Origin of the sequence: Neobittarella massiliensis (ex Bilen et al. 2018) (assembly GCF_900289145.1) — a bacterium.
Lineage (GTDB): Bacteria > Bacillota > Clostridia > Oscillospirales > Ruminococcaceae > Neobittarella > Neobittarella massiliensis.
Window position 1 is genome coordinate 267,522 of sequence record NZ_OKQO01000006.1, and the last position, 17,393, is coordinate 284,914.

Annotated in this window: 15 protein-coding genes; 13 read left to right on the forward strand and 2 right to left on the reverse strand. The window is 62.2% G+C overall.

From position 1 onward, the window contains the following. Nucleotides 1-5: 5 nt before the first annotated feature. Nucleotides 6-1,016, forward strand: a complete 1,011-nt coding sequence (gene spoVAD, locus C6Y32_RS10310) for a stage V sporulation protein AD (RefSeq protein ID WP_178089825.1) — start codon at nucleotides 6-8, stop codon at nucleotides 1,014-1,016. Nucleotides 1,017-1,032: 16 nt separating this feature from the next. Then, complete coding sequence (gene spoVAE / locus C6Y32_RS10315) at nucleotides 1,033-1,389, forward strand: stage V sporulation protein AE (RefSeq protein WP_105205173.1); 357 nt, start codon at nucleotides 1,033-1,035, stop codon at nucleotides 1,387-1,389. 180 nt (nucleotides 1,390-1,569) lie between these two features. On the opposite strand, the gene rpsT is transcribed toward spoVAE, so the two are convergent. Further along, entirely contained in the window at nucleotides 1,570-1,830 is a 261-nt protein-coding gene (gene rpsT / locus C6Y32_RS10320; protein ID WP_105205174.1) for a 30S ribosomal protein S20, read from the reverse strand. 217 nt (nucleotides 1,831-2,047) lie between these two features. Between rpsT and gpr the strand changes: the two genes are divergently transcribed. From gpr to C6Y32_RS10360, 8 genes are all read left to right on the forward strand, one after another. Then, the gene (gpr, locus tag C6Y32_RS10325; protein ID WP_164998222.1) at nucleotides 2,048-2,902 is read left to right on the forward strand and encodes a GPR endopeptidase; all 855 of its coding nucleotides are present in this window, start codon (nucleotides 2,048-2,050) and stop codon (nucleotides 2,900-2,902) included. Between the two features lie 67 nt (nucleotides 2,903-2,969). After that, nucleotides 2,970-4,094, forward strand: coding sequence for a stage II sporulation protein P (gene spoIIP, locus C6Y32_RS10330; protein ID WP_105205176.1), 1,125 nt, complete (start codon nucleotides 2,970-2,972; stop codon nucleotides 4,092-4,094). Nucleotides 4,095-4,143: 49 nt separating this feature from the next. Continuing rightward, nucleotides 4,144-4,410 carry a hypothetical protein gene (locus C6Y32_RS10335; protein WP_105205177.1) on the forward strand — a complete coding sequence of 89 codons (267 nt, stop codon included), beginning with the start codon at nucleotides 4,144-4,146 and terminating at the stop codon, nucleotides 4,408-4,410. Nucleotides 4,411-4,696: 286 nt separating this feature from the next. Next, nucleotides 4,697-6,508, forward strand: a complete 1,812-nt coding sequence (lepA, locus tag C6Y32_RS10340) for a translation elongation factor 4 (protein ID WP_105205212.1) — start codon at nucleotides 4,697-4,699, stop codon at nucleotides 6,506-6,508. Nucleotides 6,509-7,861: 1,353 nt separating this feature from the next. After that, nucleotides 7,862-8,992, forward strand: coding sequence for a radical SAM family heme chaperone HemW (gene hemW, locus C6Y32_RS10345; protein WP_164998223.1), 1,131 nt, complete (start codon nucleotides 7,862-7,864; stop codon nucleotides 8,990-8,992). Nucleotides 8,993-9,185: 193 nt separating this feature from the next. Continuing rightward, nucleotides 9,186-9,974 (forward strand): polyphosphate polymerase domain-containing protein, encoded by a 789-nt coding sequence (locus C6Y32_RS10350; protein ID WP_105205179.1) that lies wholly within the window; start codon nucleotides 9,186-9,188, stop codon nucleotides 9,972-9,974. A 7-nt stretch (nucleotides 9,975-9,981) separates the two neighbouring features. Next, on the forward strand, nucleotides 9,982-10,656 hold the full coding sequence (locus C6Y32_RS10355; RefSeq protein WP_105205213.1) for a DUF4956 domain-containing protein: 675 nt from the start codon (nucleotides 9,982-9,984) through the stop codon (nucleotides 10,654-10,656). 7 nt (nucleotides 10,657-10,663) lie between these two features. After that, the gene (locus C6Y32_RS10360; protein ID WP_105205180.1) at nucleotides 10,664-12,514 is read left to right on the forward strand and encodes a carbohydrate-binding domain-containing protein; all 1,851 of its coding nucleotides are present in this window, start codon (nucleotides 10,664-10,666) and stop codon (nucleotides 12,512-12,514) included. A 201-nt stretch (nucleotides 12,515-12,715) separates the two neighbouring features. Here C6Y32_RS10360 and C6Y32_RS10365 read toward each other — a convergent pair whose 3' ends face one another. Next, complete coding sequence (locus tag C6Y32_RS10365) at nucleotides 12,716-13,219, reverse strand: GNAT family N-acetyltransferase (RefSeq protein WP_105205181.1); 504 nt, start codon at nucleotides 13,217-13,219, stop codon at nucleotides 12,716-12,718. 293 nt (nucleotides 13,220-13,512) lie between these two features. Between C6Y32_RS10365 and hrcA the strand changes: the two genes are divergently transcribed. The 3 genes from hrcA (at nucleotide 13,513) to dnaK (ending at nucleotide 17,321) form a co-directional block, all read left to right on the forward strand. Then, nucleotides 13,513-14,535, forward strand: coding sequence for a heat-inducible transcriptional repressor HrcA (gene hrcA, locus C6Y32_RS10370; RefSeq protein ID WP_164998224.1), 1,023 nt, complete (start codon nucleotides 13,513-13,515; stop codon nucleotides 14,533-14,535). A gap of 32 nt (nucleotides 14,536-14,567) precedes the next feature. Then, the gene (gene grpE / locus C6Y32_RS10375) at nucleotides 14,568-15,188 is read left to right on the forward strand and encodes a nucleotide exchange factor GrpE (protein ID WP_105205183.1); all 621 of its coding nucleotides are present in this window, start codon (nucleotides 14,568-14,570) and stop codon (nucleotides 15,186-15,188) included. Nucleotides 15,189-15,470: 282 nt separating this feature from the next. Continuing rightward, nucleotides 15,471-17,321 carry a molecular chaperone DnaK gene (dnaK, locus tag C6Y32_RS10380; RefSeq protein WP_105205184.1) on the forward strand — a complete coding sequence of 617 codons (1,851 nt, stop codon included), beginning with the start codon at nucleotides 15,471-15,473 and terminating at the stop codon, nucleotides 17,319-17,321. Nucleotides 17,322-17,393: the final 72 nt, after the last annotated feature.

A 17,393-nucleotide genomic window follows, 5' to 3' on the forward strand; every position in this document is an offset into this window, starting at 1 on the left:
TGCTGATGATAGAAAAAGTGGGCAAAAGCACCTTGGCCCTGAGTGAGGGCCCTACCATACAGAGCTATGCCGCAGTGGGCGGCAAAAAAGAGCAGGAGGGCCCGCTGGGCAGAGAGTTCGACTTTACCGACACCGATACCACCTTCGGTGAAAAGACCTGGGAGAAAGCTGAGAGCGCCATCCAGAAAAAGGCGGTGACGCTGGCCCTGGAGAAAGCCAAGCTGGACAAAAAAGAGGTGGAGTACATCTTTGCCGGCGACCTGCTCAACCAGTGTATCGCCTCCTCTTTTGGCCTGCGCGAGTTCGGCATCCCTCTGGTGGGGCTTTATGGCGCCTGCTCCACCATGGCCGAGAGCCTGAGTCTGGCCAGCATCTTTATCGAGAGCGGCTGTGCCGCCCGCTGCGCGGCGGTGGCCTCATCGCATTTCTGCACCGCCGAGCGCCAGTACCGCCTGCCGCTTGCCTATGGCGGCCAGCGCACCCCCACCGCCCAGTGGACGGCCACCGGCGGCGGCTGCGTAGTGGTGCAAAAGGGCGGTGCCGGCCCGCGGGTGCGCCACATCACCTTTGGTAAGATCGTCGATCTGGGCATCACCGACGCCAACAACATGGGCGCAGCCATGGCTCCGGCGGCGGCCGACACCCTCAAAAATTACTTTGAGGATACCGGCACCACCCCTGGTGACTACGATCTCATCGCCACCGGCGATCTGGGTCAGGTGGGCAGCGAGCTGCTCTACGAGCTGCTGGGCATGGACAAGATCCACCTGCAGCCGCGGCACAAAGATTGCGGTCTGCTGCTCTTCGACCGCCAAACGCAAGACGTGCACGCCGGCGCCTCCGGCTGCGGCTGCAGCGCCACCGTGCTGTGCGCCCACATCCTGCGCCAGATGGCCGCCGGCAAACTGCGGGATATCCTGTTCATGGCCACCGGCGCGCTGCTGTCGCCCACCAGTTCGGCCCAAGGTGAATCGATACCCGGTATCGCCCACCTGGTGCACATCACCGCCGAGTAGAAGAGAGGGTTAAAACATGGATTATTTAAAGGCATTTATCGTCGGGGGCATCATCTGCGTCATCGGCCAGATCCTCATCGACAAGACCAAGCTGACCCCGGCCCGCATTCTGGTGGGCTACGTGGTGGCCGGCGTCGTGCTGGGGGCGCTGGGACTGTACCAGCCGCTGGTCGACTTTGCCGGCGCCGGCGCCAGCGTCCCGCTCAGCGGCTTTGGCAACCTGCTGGCCAAAGGCACTCTGCAGGCCGTGCAAAAAGACGGGCTGCTGGGCGCGCTTACCGGCCCGCTCACCGCCGGTGCCGCCGGCATCACCGCCGCGGTGCTGTTCGGGCTGCTGGTGGCGCTGATCTTTAAGCCCAAAGACAAATCGTGATCGCCACCCGTATCCGCTGCGCACCGAGATAGAGCCCCCGGCCCCAGTGTCAGCCGTTGCCGCCGTTCTGTCCAAAAAACGGTGTGCCGCCCCCACCCAGAGGACGGCACACCGCCGGCAGCGAGAAACAGGCAAAAGAAAAAAGCAGCCCAGATGGTCTGCTTTTGAATACCTGCTTTATTATGCGGAGGCGTTGAGCTTGCGGGCGAGGCTGGATTTTTTCCTGGCCGCACAGTTTTTGTGCAGGATCCCTTTGGTCACTGCCATGTCGATCTTCTTGATCGCGGTGTTGACCAGCTCCGCCTTGTTTTCGGTATTCTGCTCGAGAGCAATCTCGGCGGATTTGATGACAGTCTTCAGAGCAGACTTGACTATCTTGTTCTGGAGAGTTTTGGCCTGGGTGACTTTCACTCTCTTCTTCGCGGATTTAATGTTCGGCATAATCGCACCTCCTTCGACCCGATAATCGTACAAGTTATGTTATCATTTTTTGCGGGAGATTGCAAGCGTTTTTCTAAAAAAGAACACCTAAAAAATTTTGTGGCCGCCGGGCGCCTATCCGTGCCCCGCCGAAAGCACCGCTTTGGGCGCGCGTGGTCCGGGCGCCGCCCGGCAGCGCCGGCGGCCACACGAAAAACTGGAAAGAGAGGTGAGTGCCGTGTCTGTGCGCACCGACTTGGCAGTAGAGTGCATCGACCCCGCGCTGGTAAAAGACAGCGAAGAGCTGGCACACCACAGCCGCAAATGCGGCGGGGTGGAGGTGACGACCACCCACATCAAAACGGCGGCCATGGCCCAGAAGATCGGCAAACCGGTGGGCCGCTATGTGACCGTCACCTTTGAAAACCTGCTGCACGGCCAAAACCAGTCGGATGAGATCATCGACTGCATCGCCGGTGAGATCGCCCCTCTGCTGCCAGAGAGCGGCGGCGTGCTGGTCATCGGTCTGGGCAACCCCGCCATCACCCCCGACGCCGTGGGCCCCCAGACCGCCGGCCAGGTGCTGGCCACCCGCCACATCCCCGTCGAGCTGGCCCAGCAGCTGGGTCTTGCGCTGCGCCCGGTATCGGTGCTGGCGCCGGGCGTACTGGGTCAGACCGGCATGGAGGTACAGGAGATCGCCCGCTCGCTGACCGGGGCCACCGCCCCCAGCTGTGCGGTGGTGATCGACGCGCTGGCCGCCGGCGACACCCAGCGTCTGGGCAGCACCATTCAGATATCCGACGCCGGCATCGCCCCCGGCTCAGGGGTGGGCAACGCCCGCAAAGAGTTGTCGCAAAACACGCTGGGAGTGCCGGTCATCGCTATGGGGCTGCCCACGGTGGTGGACGCTGCGACTCTGGTAGAGCACTTTACCGGCCGTCCCTGCGACGCGGCCGGCAGCGCCATGATGGTCACCAACCGCGAGATCGATCTCATTTTAAAGCGGGGCTGTGCGGTGATGGCCGCCGCCCTCAACCGGGCGCTGCAGCCGAGCATTTCGCCTGAGGACATGCAGTACCTGGTGTCGTAGCGCCGCTGACATACCGCCGACGGCGGGCACATATACTACTACCCAGTGACTATCTGGGAGGTGCCCTATGGCCAGGCGCAGTCGGACAAGGATCGCGACACAAAGGAAAAAAAGACAGGGGCGCGGCAAGGTGGTGCTTGCCGCGCTGACACTGGTGCTGTTGACGGTATACGGCAATCTCGATACGCTGGTGGGCTGGTACCAGAAATTTGCCGGCAAAAATGTGGCGATCGGCAGCCAGGTGTTCTCCGGCCTGTCGCCGTCAGAGAACAGGGCCAACCGCGACGACGATGAGGGCACCACCATTTTGGAAAAAGACGAGAGCTGGACCGATTTCAAGTCGCTCCTGCCCCCGCAGACCGAGCCCGCCGCCCCCGCCGACCAGCAGCGCCCCGAGGGCGCGCTGCCCATCGAGACGGTCAACCTCTCCACCAAAAAAGGCATCCCCTATAAATCGGGCGCCATCAACAACAAGACCGAGATGAGCGCTGAGCAGGTGCTTTCGGCACTGTCGGACGACGCCGACTTTAAAATACAGCTGGGCGCCTCCGAGCCACAGGTGCTCATCGTCCACACCCACGCCACCGAGAGCTATGAAAACTACGACCTGGGCTACTACGACCCAGGCGCCGCCTCGCGAAACGAGGACAACGCCCAGAACATGACCCGGGTGGGCGAGGCGCTGGTGGCTCAGCTCAACGCCGCCGGCATCTGTGCCATCCAGGATAAGACCCAACACGATAACCCCCAGTATACCGGCGCCTACGACCGCTCGCGCATCACCGTGCAGGAGTACCTCAAAAAGTACCCCTCCATCAAAGTGGTCATCGACGTGCACCGCGACGCCATACAGTACTCCGATGGCACCCGTGCCAAGCCCACCGCCCAGATCGAGGGCAAAAACGCCGCCCAGATCATGATGATCGTGGGCTGCAACACCAGCGACAACGAGCTGCCGGGGTACGCCAAGAACCTGCGCTTTGCCGCCGATCTGCAGGACGTGCTCGAGACCAGCTTTCCCGACCTCACCCGGCCCATCCTGTTCGACTACCGCTTTTACAACCAGGATCTCACCCCCGCCAACATCCTCATCGAGGTGGGCGGCCACGCCAACACCTTGGGCGAGGCGGTGTACTCCGGCGAGCTCATCGGCCGCGGTTTGGCCCAATACCTCAAGGCCCGCGCCGGCTGAGCGGCGCCGCGTGAGCCGGCAGATGTCTCAAGATACAGGAGGTGCGCAGTTGCACAGAAAATACATCTCAGACCCCGATGCGCCCCGCCGGTTCTTTACCGCTTTTTTGCTCGCGCTGGCCATCATCTGCATGGCGCTGGCCATCGGGGTGGCGTTTTTCAATACCTACCAGATGATGCAGGGCCAGCTGCGGCTGCCCAAGCTGCCGCTCGAGCGCTGGGTCCACCGCGGCGGCGAGCTGGGCTACCGGCTGTTGCCCAGCGAGGTCAAGGTGCTCTGCCAGCTGGCCTACAGCTGGCTGGCGGCGCTGTTTTAACTTTTGGCAGCGGCCTTAAAAAGAGAGATCGAGAGGGGAGACCCTCTCTTTTTTCTGCCCGCACCCGCGCCGGCGAGACCGCCGCCCCACAGCGGGAAAACTGCTGGTATTTTGCGGCCGGCTGTGGTACAATACCTTAGCATATACCTTATAAAAGGGGCCGCTGCCCGGCAGCCGGCTCACGATAGATCCGTCGGCCGCCCCGGGCCCCGCTGGGGGACGAGCTGTGCCGACGGCAGGGGCCGCGCGACGGCGCGCCCCGAGACTTTAGCGCGAGGTGAGCATTCTGTCCTATTTAGATAAGATCCGCAACTTTTCTATCATCGCCCATATCGATCACGGCAAGTCCACGTTGGCCGACCGCCTGCTGGAGACCACCCAATCGGTGGCCAGCCGCGAGATGAGCGCCCAGCTGCTCGACAATATGGACCTGGAGCGCGAGCGGGGCATCACCATCAAGGCCCGTGCCGTCAAGCTCGACTACACCGCCAAGGACGGCGACACCTACGAGCTCAACCTGATCGACACCCCGGGCCATGTCGACTTCAATTACGAGGTATCCCGCTCGCTGGCCGCCTGTGAGGGGGCCATTTTGGTGGTCGACGCCTCGCAGGGCATCGAGGCGCAGACGTTGGGCAATACCTATCTGGCGCTGGAACACGACCTCGAGATCCTGCCGGTCATCAACAAGATCGACCTGCCCGCCGCCGACCCCGAGCGGGTCAGGCAGGAGGTGGAGGACGTCATCGGCATCCCCGCCGAAGACGCCCCCTGTATCTCGGCCAAAAACGGCGTCAATATCGAGGCGGTGCTGGAGCAGATCGTGCGCGACGTGCCGCCCCCATCGGGCGACCCGACCGCACCGCTGCAGGCCCTCATTTTCGACAGCTATTACGACAGCTACCGCGGCGTCATCGTCTACGTGCGCATCGTAGAGGGCTGCGTCAAGCCCGGCGACCGCATCCGCATGATGGCCTCCGGCGCCGAGTTCGACGTGGTGGAGACCGGCTACCTGCGCGCCACCCAGATGGAGCCGGCGGATGTGCTGCGCGCCGGCGAGGTGGGTTACATCACCGCCAGCATCAAGAGCGTGGGCCAGACCAAGGTGGGCGACACCGTCACTCACGCCGAGCGCCCCGCCGCTGCGCCGCTGCAGGGCTACCGCGAGGTGCAGCCCATGGTGTTTTCGGGCATCTACCCGGCCGACGGCTCCAAGTACGAGGACCTGCGCGAGGCGCTGGAAAAGCTGAAACTCAACGACGCCTCGCTCTCCTTTGAGCCCGAGACCTCGGTGGCGCTGGGCTTTGGCTACCGCTGCGGATTTTTGGGCCTTCTGCACATGGAGATCATCCAGGAGCGGCTGGAGCGGGAGTTTAACATGGACCTCATCACCACCGCCCCCAGCGTGGTGTACAAGATCGAGCTCACCGACGGCTCTACCGTGTTTATCGACAACCCCACCAACTACCCCGACCCGGCCGTCATCGCGCAGGCCTACGAGCCGTTCGTGCGGGCCGATATCTACGCCCCGTCCGACTTTGTGGGCAACATCATGGAGCTGTGTCAGGAGAAACGGGGCGTGTTTAAAGACATGACCTATTTAGACGATACCCGGGTGGATATCCACTACGAGCTGCCTCTCAACGAGATCGTCTACGACTTTTTCGACGCCCTCAAGTCCCGCACCAAGGGCTATGCCTCGCTGGACTACCAGCTCATCGGCTACCGCCCCTCCAAGTTGGTCAAGCTGGATATTTTGCTCAACGGCGATGTGGTGGACGCGCTGTCGTTCATCGTGCACACCGACAAGGCCTACCCCCGGGCGCGCAAAATGGCCGAGAAGTTAAAGGACAATATTCCCCGCCAGATGTTCGAGATCCCCATCCAGGCGGCCATCGGCGGCAAGATCATTGCCCGGGAAACGGTGCGCGCCCTGCGCAAAGACGTACTGGCCAAGTGCTACGGCGGCGATATCACCCGCAAGAAAAAGCTGCTTGAAAAACAGAAAGAGGGCAAAAAGCGCATGCGCCAGCTGGGCACGGTGGAGGTCCCGCAAGAGGCGTTTATGGCGGTGCTCAAGCTGGATAGCGGCGACTAGCTTTTTGCGCAAAAGGTCATGTGGGCCTAGTGGGGGAGGAAAGACAGTGTTCCCCACCTAGTAGCGCAAAAAGAGTAAGAAATCCTGTCGGGGCGCAGCCCCTCCCGCTGCTTCGCAGCGACGTATTTCTTACGGTCGCTGGTACGCTTACTGCCTTTTTTTGCGCAAAAGGTCATAAGGGCTTAGTGTGGATGGGGAGACCGTGTTCCCCACCTGGTGGCGCAAAAAGTGTAAGAATCCCTCTCGGGGCACAGCCCCTCGTGTTGCGCTGCAACAACAGGATTCTTACGGTCTGTGGTTCGCTGTTGTCTGTTTTTGCGCAAAAGGTCACACGGGCTCGGTACAGATGGAGAGATCGTATTTCCCACCTGGTGGCGCAAAAAGAGTAAGAAATCCTGTCGGGGCGCAGCCCCTCGTGTTGCGCTGCAACAACAGGATTCTTACGGTCAGTGGTACGCTTGATACTTGTTCTTGCGCAAAAAGTCATACGGGCTCGGTACGGATGGAGAGATCGTGTTTCCCACCTGGTGGCGCAAAAAGAGTAAGAATCCCTCTCGGGGCGCAGCCCCTCGTGTTGCGCTGCAACAACAGGATTCTTACGGTCCGTGGTGCGTTTGATGCCTGTTCTTGCGCAAAAGGTCATATGGGCTCGGTACGGATGGAGAGATCGTGTTCCCCACCTAGTAGCGCAAAAAGAGTAAGAAATCCTGTCGGGGCGCAGCCCCTCCCGCTGCTTCGCAGCGACGTATTTCTTACGGTCTGTGGTACGCTTGATGCTTGTTCTTGCGCAAAAGGTCACACGGGCTCGGTACAGATGGAGAGATCGTGTTCCCCACCTGGTGGCGCAAAAAGAGTAAGAAATCCTGTCGGGGCGCAGCCCCTCCCGCTGCTTCGCAGCGACGTATTTCTTACGGTCAGTGGTACGCTTACTGACTGTTTTGCGCAAAAGGTGACACGGGCTCGGTGCGGATGGAGAGATCGTGTTCCCCACCAAGTAGCGCAAAAAGAGTAAGAATCCCTCACGGGGCGCAGCCCCTCGTGTTGCGCTGCAACAACAGGATTCTTACGGTCAGTGGTACGCTTGATGCTTGTTCTTGCGCAAAAGGTCATACGGGCTCGGTACGAATGGAGAGATCGTGTTTCCCACCCAGTGGCGCAAAAAGTGTAAGAACTACTGTCGGGATACCGTCCCTCCCGCTGCTTCGCAATAATGTATTTTTCGCGGTGCGGGTCTGCCGCATCATCGGTCGTCCAGATCTTACACATGTGATCCGTTGACAGAGAGCCACCGCCTTGGGGCGGCGGCTCTCTCTGTCAAAAGTTGTTCTTTACTTTTCTATGGGAGGTGCGCCTATGGCTGTCGGCCTGTATATCCACATACCTTTCTGCGCCCGCAAATGCGCCTACTGCAGCTTCTACTCGTTGCCCGGCGGCCGGCAGCAGCGGGCCGACTACCTGCGGGCGTTAGGGCGGCACATCGCCCTGTGGGGGCAGCGGTGCAGCGGCGAAACGGTGGACAGCATCTATTTTGGCGGCGGCACCCCCAGCCTGCTGGCCGACGATATCCCCGCCGTCCTAGACGCGGTGCGCCGCCACTTTAACGTCGCGGCCGGCTGCGAGATATCGATGGAGTGCAACCCCGCCACGATCGCCCCCCACCAGTACAACGCCCTGCGAAAAGCCGGGGTAGACCGGCTCTCTTTTGGGGTGCAGTCCACCTGTGACGCCCAGCTGGTACAGCTGGGTCGGTTGCACACCGTGCAGCAGGCAAAAGACAGCTTGCTGGATGCCCGCGCCGCCGGGTTTAGCGATCTGTCGGTCGACTTTATGCTGGGCCTGCCCGGCCAGCAGGTGCAGGCGGCAGACGATATGGCGGCCTTTTTGCACGAGACGCGCCCCACCCACATCTCAGCTTACATGCTAAAGCTCGAGCCGGGCACCCCGCTGTACGCGCAAAAGGATGCGCTGGACCTGCCTGACGAGGACGCGGTGGCCGACCTCTACCTGGCGGCGGTGCAGGCTTTCTCCCAGTTGGGGTACGACCAGTACGAGATATCCAACTTCGCCCGGCCCGGCCGCCGGTGTGTGCACAACATGAAATACTGGCAGCTGGAGGACTACATCGGTATCGGTCCGGCCGCCCACAGCCTGTACCGCGGCCGGCGCTGTTACTACCCCAGCGACCTGTCTGCCTTTTTGGGCGGCGGGCTGGAGCTGCTGCGGCACGAGGGGAGAAGCGATCTGGAGGAGTACTGCATGCTGCGGCTGCGGCTCACCGACGGGCTTGACGTGTCGGCCGCCAGCCGCCAGCTGCGCAGCGGCCGTCTCCCGCCCGACCCGGATATCGATCTGGCGGCGGTCACCGGCCGGGCGGCGCCGCTGGCGGCAGCCGGTCTGGTGCTGGTACAGGGCAGCCGGGTCTCGCTCACACCGGCGGGCTTTCTGCTCTCCAATGCTATCACCGCCAAACTGCTGTTTGGCTGATGGGAGCTCAATAAAAACGGTCTAAGCGGGCCCTGACGCATCTGCTGTCAGGGCCCGCTCGCTGCGTCTTAGCGGCGCCGCGCGCCGGCAGGCATCTCCTGGGGCGGTATTCACACAACTTTCACCGGCTTTACATCTTCTTTACAGATAGCCCGGCTATGCTGGTAGCATCAAAGTAGAGAGGTGACACAGTATGCGCGAGGAACGCGTCTTTGAGCGGGTAGAACAAAAGTACCGGCTCACCGCCCGGCAGCGGGCGGACTTTTTGCAGGCGGCCGCCGGCCGTATCCAGCTGGACCAATACGGCCATCACACCATCCACAATATCTATTACGACACCGATACCTACGCCCTGATCCGCCAGTCCATCGAGGGGCCCAAATACAAAGAGAAGTTTCGCGTGCGCTGCTATAACCAGCTCACCGGCGACAGCACCGTGTTTTTAGAGATCAAGAAAAAATACCGCGGTATCGTGTACAAGCGGCGCACCGCGCTCAGCCGCCCGCAGGCCGGCGATTTTCTGCGCCGCGGCCAGCTGCCCCCGTGCCCCGATCAGGTGCTGCGCGAGATCCAGTACTTCTTTTCCTTCTACCGCCCGCGCCCAGCGCTGTACCTGGCCTACGACCGCGAGGCCTTTACCGGCGAAGACGGCCTGCGCATCACCATCGACGAGCGCATCCGCAGCCGGCGCAGTCACATCAGCCTGGAGGACAGCCCTCAGGACGAGCTGCTCGATCCCAGTCACTTTATTATGGAGATCAAGGTCCCCGGCGCCTATCCGCTTTGGCTGTCTCAGCTGCTGTCCGCGATGCAGCTGTACCCGATCTCTTTTTCCAAGTACGGCAGCGTATACCGGCGGGCGCTCTCCCGGGGGCAGCTGACATTACCTCGGGGAGAGCACCCCGCCCCAACAGCGGGCTGTACACCTACACTGGCCAGCCGCGGTCTGTTTGGCCCGGCAGCCCTGGGCGCGAAAGGATAGATCGATGATGTTTGACAGTATTTTGACCGGGGTCACCGGCGGGCTGGATATCGGCCAGGCGCTTTTGTGTGCGCTGGTCTCGCTGGCGCTGGGGCTGTTTATCGCCGTGGTGTATATGCAGCTGGGCAGTTATACCAAAAACTTCGTCATGACGCTGGTGCTGCTGCCGGTAACGGTGCAGGTGGTCATCATGATGGTCAACGGCAACGTGGGCACCGGCGTGGCGGTGGCCGGCGCCTTCAGTCTGGTCCGCTTTCGCTCGGCGCCCGGCACCTCCCGTGAGATCGTGGCCATCTTTATCGCCATGGCCGTAGGCCTGGCCACCGGTATGGGCTATCTCACGCTGGCGGCGCTGTTCTCGCTGCTGGTGGGTCTGGCGCTGCTCCTGTTGGGCAAGACCCGCTTTGGCGAGCACCGGTGGGAACAAAAAGACCTGTCCATCACCATCCCCGAAAACCTCGATTATACCGAGATCTTCGACGACATCCTGGCCGAGTACACCAAAGAGTCGGCGCTGGTCAAGGTCAAGACCACCAACCTGGGCAGCATGTATCAGCTGTGCTATACCGTGGTGCTGCGCGACAGCCGCCGCGAAAAACAGATGATCGACGCCATCCGCTGCCGCAACGGCAACTTGACAGTCAGCTGCGGGCGTCTGGCATCCGAGCAGCAGGAGCTATAGGCGGGTGATGAAAGTGATAAGAACGGGTAAAAAATATCTGGCGCTGTGCCTGGCCGGGCTGTTGCTGGCCGGCTGTAGCGGCCGGCAGCAGTCCACCGCCAGCACCGGCACCGCCACCCAGTCAGAAGATGCACCGTCCGTGGCCCAGGTGCTCACCGCCGACGGCCACGCCACCATAAATGCCGTCGCGCTGTCCGCCGGCAAGTACAGCGATGAAAAGCTCGATGCCAGCTGGTCAAACGACAGCCCCACCATCGTACTCAGCGACAGCGGCAGCACCGTCAGCGGTAGCGGGGCCACCGTCAGCGGCAGCACGGTCACCATCACCAAGGCCGGCACCTACCTGCTCAGCGGCGCGATCAGCGACGGACAGATCATCGTCGAGGTCTCCGGCAGCGAGGCGGTCAAGCTGGTGCTGGACGGCGTATCGATCAGCTGCGCCAGCTCGGCGCCCCTCTATATAAAAGACGGCGATACCATCCTCACGCTGGCCCCCGGCAGTCAAAACACAGTTATCGACGCCCGCCCCAGCGAGAGCCAGGACGACCCTGACGCCGCCATCTTCGCCAAAGACGATCTCACGGTGAACGGCAGCGGGTCGCTCACCGTGCAGGCTGCCGCCCAGCACGGTGTCAAGTGTAAAGACGCCCTCAAAGTTGTCGGCGGCACTGTCGATATCACCGCCGCCGGCAACGGGGCGGTGGGCAAAGACAGTGTCTCGATCAAAGACGGCAGTCTCACCATCACCGCCGGTGGCGACGGTATCAAGGCCACCAACACGGAAGACGCCACCCGCGGCTATGTGATGATCGACGGCGGCGACATCTGTATCCGTGCAGACGGCGACGGCATCCAGGCCGAGACGCTGCTGCGGGTAAACGGCGGCACGCTCGATCTCACCACCGGCAGCGGCAGCGCCAACGCCCCCCAAAATCAAAACGTGCCCGATGCCGAGCTGCCCTGGGGCGGCGGTGGCGGCGGACCGGGCGGCCAACGGCCACTGGCCGCCGGCAGTCAGGTCACGGCCCAAGCCGTCGCCGCCACCGATGACGACAGCATCAGCAACAGCACCAAGGGGCTCAAGTGCTATGTGGATCTGGTGCTGGCCGGCGGCACCGGGACCATCGACGCCTACGACGACGGGGTGCACAGCGACAGTTCCATCACCGTCACCGGCGGCAGCTACACCATCGCCACCGGCGATGACGGCATGCACGCCGACCGCACGCTCACCGTCGAGGGCGGCGCCATCGACATTACAAGGAGCTACGAGGGGCTCGAGGCCTTTGATATCCTGCTGTCCGGCGGCGATATCCAGATCCTGGCCAGCGACGACGGCATCAACGCCGCCGGCGACGCCGGACAGGACGAGCAGAGCGACAGCGCCCAAAACCCCGAGACCGGCCTCGGCCGCGGCGGCTTTGAGCAGAGTCAGGGGGCCAGTCTCACCATAAGCGGCGGTACGCTCTATGTAAATGCCAGCGGCGACGGTCTCGACGCCAACGGCAGCATCACCATGACCGGTGGCACCGTCACCGTGCAGGGCCCCACCAGCGGCGGCGACGGCGCGCTGGATTTCGACGACTCATTTGATCTCTCCGGCGGTACGCTGCTGGCTCTGGGCAGCTCCGGTATGGCCCAGCAGCCCGACCAGTCCTCCAGCCAGCCCTTTATCGCCGGTACTGCCAGCATTTCCGCCGGCGCACAGCTCACGCTCACCGATGCCGCCGGCAACGCGCTGCTCTCGGTCACCGCTGAAAAGAGCTACCAGTGGTACTGCCTCTCGGCGCCCGGCCTGCAGGCGGGGCAGGGCTATACGCTCACCGCCGGCGGCAGCGGCAAGACCGTACCCCCCTAGAGGGCGGTATGTAGCGGCCGGGCCCGAGCGCCCACCTGTCGGCGGCAGACCGCACCGACGCCGGCCCGCCACTTCCGGCTCGCGCCCCCGCTCTGGTGTCCGCTGCCGATGCCTGCCCGTCAGCCAGGCGGGCGCTCTCACAAAAAAACAGGCCGTGTCTGTCGCCAAACGGCGACAGGCACGGCCTGTTTTCATATCGCACTACAGCGGGTGGTGGAACAGCAGCAGGTCCACACAGCGGCCATCGTTTAGCCGGTAGCCGTTTTTGCAGGTCCCCAGCTGGGTAAAGCCCAGCTTTTTATACAGGGCGATGGCCGGGGCGTTGGTGCACACCACGGCGTTAAATTGCAGCCCCACAAAGCCCAGCTCCCGCGCTTTTTGCAGCGAGTGCCGCACCAGCAGCTCCCCCAGGTGCTGGCCCCGGCAGCCGGCGTCCACCGCGTAGGAGGCGTTGGCCGTCACCGCGCAGTGCCCGATCCCATTGGGGTGCAAAATGTAAAGGCCCGCCACCCGGCCGTTTAGCTCCGCCACACCGGTAAACGACTGGGCGGCAAAAAAGTCACCGGCCTCCGCCGCGGCCAGCGGCACCTCCTGCGGAAAGTAACAGCCGGCGGCGACCACGTCGTTCCACAGCGCGGTCATCTGGGGCAGGTCTTGGGGTGCAAAGGGGCGTACCGCCGGGGCGGTCGGTCTATCAGTGGGCATGTCGCAACTCTCCTCTATCATCGTCGCCTGGCAAATGGCTGCCAGTCTCTCGCCCACCAGTATACGCCGCCGCTGCACCGCTGTCAAAACAGCGGGATAAACGGCGATGTTTAGCGGTTGTAAGGCCGGTTTGTGACCAATATGTAAATTGTAAAATCCTCGCTTGACTTTGTTTGACTTTCGTGATACATTGTATGTGTTGGCACTCGATGTATATGAGTGCTAAAGAAAAGATAGAGCGGCGGCTGCCGGTTTTCTGCCGGCGGGCTGCCCGGGCAGGAGGTGCGGGCGGTTTGATCACCCAGAGACAGAGCTTCATATTAAAATCCATTTGCGACGCATATGCCCGCACCGGCGAGCCGGTGGGCAGCAAAGCCATCGCCGCGCTGCCGGGCATCAGCATGTCCTCGGCCACCATCCGCGCCGAGATGGCCGCCCTCGAGAAGTACGGCTTTCTCACCCACCCCCACACCTCGGCCGGCCGGGTGCCCACCAGTCTGGGCTACCGCTTTTACATCGACCACCTGATGGAGCGCGACGAGCTTTCGGCCGACGAGCAGCAGCAGATCGCCCAGTTTTTGACCCACGGCCTGCCCGATCCCGACAGCATTTTGCAGCGGGCGGGCAACCTGCTGGCCTACCTCACCCAGTACGCCACCTTGGCCACCTCCCCCCAAATGCAGGATATATGCTTTCAGAAGATCGAGCTGCTGCTGCTCTCGCCCACCACTCTGGCCATCGTGGCCATGACCGGCGGCGGGCTGGTGCTCAACCGGGTGTGTCGGCTGGAGGAGCCGGCCGACGCCGACGCGCTGGTAGTGCTCGAGAACTTTGTCCGCCGCAACATCCTCGACCGCCCGGTGGGCGAGATCGTCCCCGCCCATCTGCAGGGCGAGATGCTGGCGGTGCTGGCGGCCTGCCCGGTATTAAAGCCGGTGCTGGCCCAGCTCATCGGCCTGTGTCAGGAGCTGTGCTCGGTAAAGGTGCAGGTGCAGGGGCAGACCAACCTCCTGCGCTACGCCCGGCAAGACACCGACTTTTTCACCTTTCTCGACCTGTTGCAGCAGCGCGCCCGGCGCGACCAGAGCCCCGCCCCCCGGCAGATCGCCATCACCATGGGCGACGACCTGGGTGCCAACCTGTCGGGTATCGCCTTTGTCAGCACCCCATACCGCTCCGGCGGTGGCGAGAGCGGCGTGCTGGGCGTCATCGGGCCCAGTTACCTCAATTACAGCAAGATCATACCCCATATAGAATATTTTACCGCCCTGCTCGGCAATATTTTAAGTGGCGCCGACAGTGAGGGCGACCAGTGACCGCGGCCAGCGGGCCAGAAAGGAGCTTTTAGGTGAACAGCGAAGAGAAGACGCCAGAGACCGAGGCCCAGCAGCCCGGCGCAGACAACGAGGTGCAGCAGGCTACGGCCGCTGCCGGCGACCCGCCCAGTACCGACAAGGACCAGATCCCATCAGAGGAAAAGGCGGAGAGCAAAGAGAAAAAACACCGCAAAAAGAAAAAAGATCCCCTGCAGGAGGAGCTGGATAAGCAAAAAGAGGAAAACAGCCAGCTGCAGGAGCGCCTGCTGCGGATAAGCGCCGAGTACGATAACTTCCGCAAGCGCTCCACCAAAGAAAAAGACGGCATCTACGCCGAAGGCGTGGCCGGCACCGTCACCCAGTTTATCGATGTGCTCGACAATCTGGAGCGGGCGCTGGCGGCCAGCGAGACCGAGGACGACTTTACCAAAGGCATCGCCATGGTCGTCACCCAATTCAAAGCGGCGCTCGAAAAGCTGGGCGTCACCGAGGTGGACCCCGCCGGCGGCAGTTTCGATCCCAACCTGCACAACGCCGTCATGCACATCGAGGACGACGAACTGGGTGAAGGGGCCATCGTAGATGTGTTCCAAAAGGGCTACGTCATGGGCGACCGGGTCATCCGGTATGCCATGGTAAAAGTGGCAAATTAGAAATTTGCCACTCCAAGAAGAAGGCGCTGTCGGGGCGCAGCCCCTCCTGCCGCTGTGCGCGGCACCGCCCCTTCTTCCGGTCACAGTGTCGATGTAAGACACTGGTCGCTGGCCATTTACAGAAGAAAGCAGGGGCACATTGCCACTTATAGCAGCGCAAAATCTCAGGGCCGCACGGCCACCTGTACCGTACATGCAAAAACACCTGTGCGGGCGGCAGACCCTTTTTCATAGACAGACGATTTGGTAAAATATCAGGTTTTATATAAGGAGGAAACAACAATGGGAAAAATCATCGGCATCGACTTGGGCACCACCAACTCCTGCGTAGCCGTCATGGAGGGCGGCGAGGCAGTAGTCATCGCCAACGCAGAGGGCGCCAGAACCACCCCTTCGGTGGTCGCCTTCTCCAAGACCGGCGAGCGCATGGTGGGTCAGGTGGCCAAACGTCAGGCCATCACCAACCCCGAAAAGACCATCAGCTCCATCAAGCGGCACATGGGCTCTTCCTATACCGTCGCTATCGACGACAAAAAGTACACCCCGCAAGAGATCTCGGCCATGATCCTGCAAAAGCTCAAAGGTGACGCCGAGGCCTATCTGGGCAGCTCGGTCACCGAGGCGGTCATCACCGTCCCCGCCTACTTCACCGACGCCCAGCGTCAGGCCACCAAAGACGCCGGCCGCATCGCGGGTCTGGACGTAAAGCGCATCATCAACGAGCCCACCGCCGCAGCGCTCGCTTACGGCGTAGATAAAGAGGACGACCAGAAAGTCATGGTCTACGACCTGGGCGGCGGCACCTTCGATGTATCCATCATCGAGATGGGTGACGGCGTACAGGAAGTGCTGGCTACCGCCGGCAACAACAAACTGGGCGGCGACGACTTCGACCAGCGGGTGATGGACTACCTGGTAGCCGAGTTCAAAAAAGACAGCGGCATCGACCTGTCCGGCGACAAGATGGCCATGCAGCGCCTGAAAGAGGCCGCCGAGAAAGCCAAGATCGAGCTGTCGGGCATGACCCAGGCCAACATCAACCTGCCCTTTATCACCGCCGACGCCACCGGCCCCAAACACTTAGATCTCACCCTCACCCGGGCCAAATTCAACGAGCTCACCGCCGACCTGGTCGAGGCCACCATGGGCCCGGTCCGTCAGGCGCTGTCCGACTCCGGCCTCTCGGCCTCGCAGCTCGACAAAGTGCTGATGGTGGGCGGCTCCTCCCGTATCCCCGCCGTGCAGGAAGCCGTCAAGGGCTTTATCGGCAAAGACCCGTTCAAGGGCATCAACCCCGATGAGTGCGTGGCCATCGGCGCCGCCATCCAGGGCGGCGTGCTGGGCGGCGATGTCGAGGGCATCCTGCTGCTGGACGTCACCCCCCTGTCGCTGGGCCTCGAGACCATGGGCGGCGTGTCCACCAAGATCATCGAGCGCAACACCACCATCCCCACCAAAAAGAGCCAGGTGTTCTCCACCGCCGCCGACGGCCAGACCTCGGTAGAGGTGCACGTGCTGCAGGGCGAGCGCGAGATGGCCGCCGACAACAAGACGCTGGGTCGCTTTATCCTCGACGGTATCGCCCCCGCCCCCAGAGGTGTCCCGCAGATCGAGGTCACCTTTGACATCGACGCCAACGGCATCGTCCACGTGTCGGCCAAAGACCTGGGCACCGGCAAAGAGCAGAACATCACCATCACCTCCTCTACCAACATGTCCAAAGACGACATCGACAAAGCGGTCAAAGACGCCGAGGCTTTCGCCGAGGCCGACAAGAAACGCCGCGAGGAGATCGACACCAAAAACGCCGCCGACCAGGTGGTCTACCAGACCGAGAAGAGCATCAAAGACCTGGGCGACAAGATGACTGACAGCGAGAAGAGCGACCTGCAGAGCAAAGTCGACGCCCTCAAAGCCGAGATCAGCGCAAACAACATCGAGGGTATGAAGCAGAAGCGCGAGGAGCTGGAGAAAGCCTTCTTTGCCGTCAGCGAGCGGGTGTACAAAGAGGCGGGCGCCAGCGCCCAGCCCGCCGGCGACGCGGCAGCTGCCGGCGCCCAGTCGGCCCCGGCTGACGACGGTGTCGTCGACGCCGAGTACACCGAGGTCAAAGACGACGAGGACAAGAAATAAGCCGCCTTTGCGGGAACTGCTCACCGTGCACTGTGCACTGTTTACTGTGTACAGCACATGGCACACAACACT

Excerpts from the sequence above, each read along its gene's own strand:
- spoVAD (WP_178089825.1), top strand. The coding sequence starts at position 6 with ATGATAGAAAAAGTGGGCAAAAGCACCTTGGCCCTGAGTGAGGGCCCT.
- spoVAE (WP_105205173.1), top strand. The coding sequence starts at position 1,033 with ATGGATTATTTAAAGGCATTTATCGTCGGGGGCATCATCTGCGTCATC.
- rpsT (WP_105205174.1), bottom strand. The coding sequence starts at position 1,830 with ATGCCGAACATTAAATCCGCGAAGAAGAGAGTGAAAGTCACCCAGGCC.
- spoIIP (WP_105205176.1), top strand. The coding sequence starts at position 2,970 with ATGGCCAGGCGCAGTCGGACAAGGATCGCGACACAAAGGAAAAAAAGA.
- hemW (WP_164998223.1), top strand. The coding sequence starts at position 7,862 with ATGGCTGTCGGCCTGTATATCCACATACCTTTCTGCGCCCGCAAATGC.
- C6Y32_RS10350 (WP_105205179.1), top strand. The coding sequence starts at position 9,186 with ATGCGCGAGGAACGCGTCTTTGAGCGGGTAGAACAAAAGTACCGGCTC.
- C6Y32_RS10355 (WP_105205213.1), top strand. The coding sequence starts at position 9,982 with ATGTTTGACAGTATTTTGACCGGGGTCACCGGCGGGCTGGATATCGGC.
- C6Y32_RS10360 (WP_105205180.1), top strand. The coding sequence starts at position 10,664 with ATGAAAGTGATAAGAACGGGTAAAAAATATCTGGCGCTGTGCCTGGCC.
- C6Y32_RS10365 (WP_105205181.1), bottom strand. The coding sequence starts at position 13,219 with ATGCCCACTGATAGACCGACCGCCCCGGCGGTACGCCCCTTTGCACCC.
- dnaK (WP_105205184.1), top strand. The coding sequence starts at position 15,471 with ATGGGAAAAATCATCGGCATCGACTTGGGCACCACCAACTCCTGCGTA.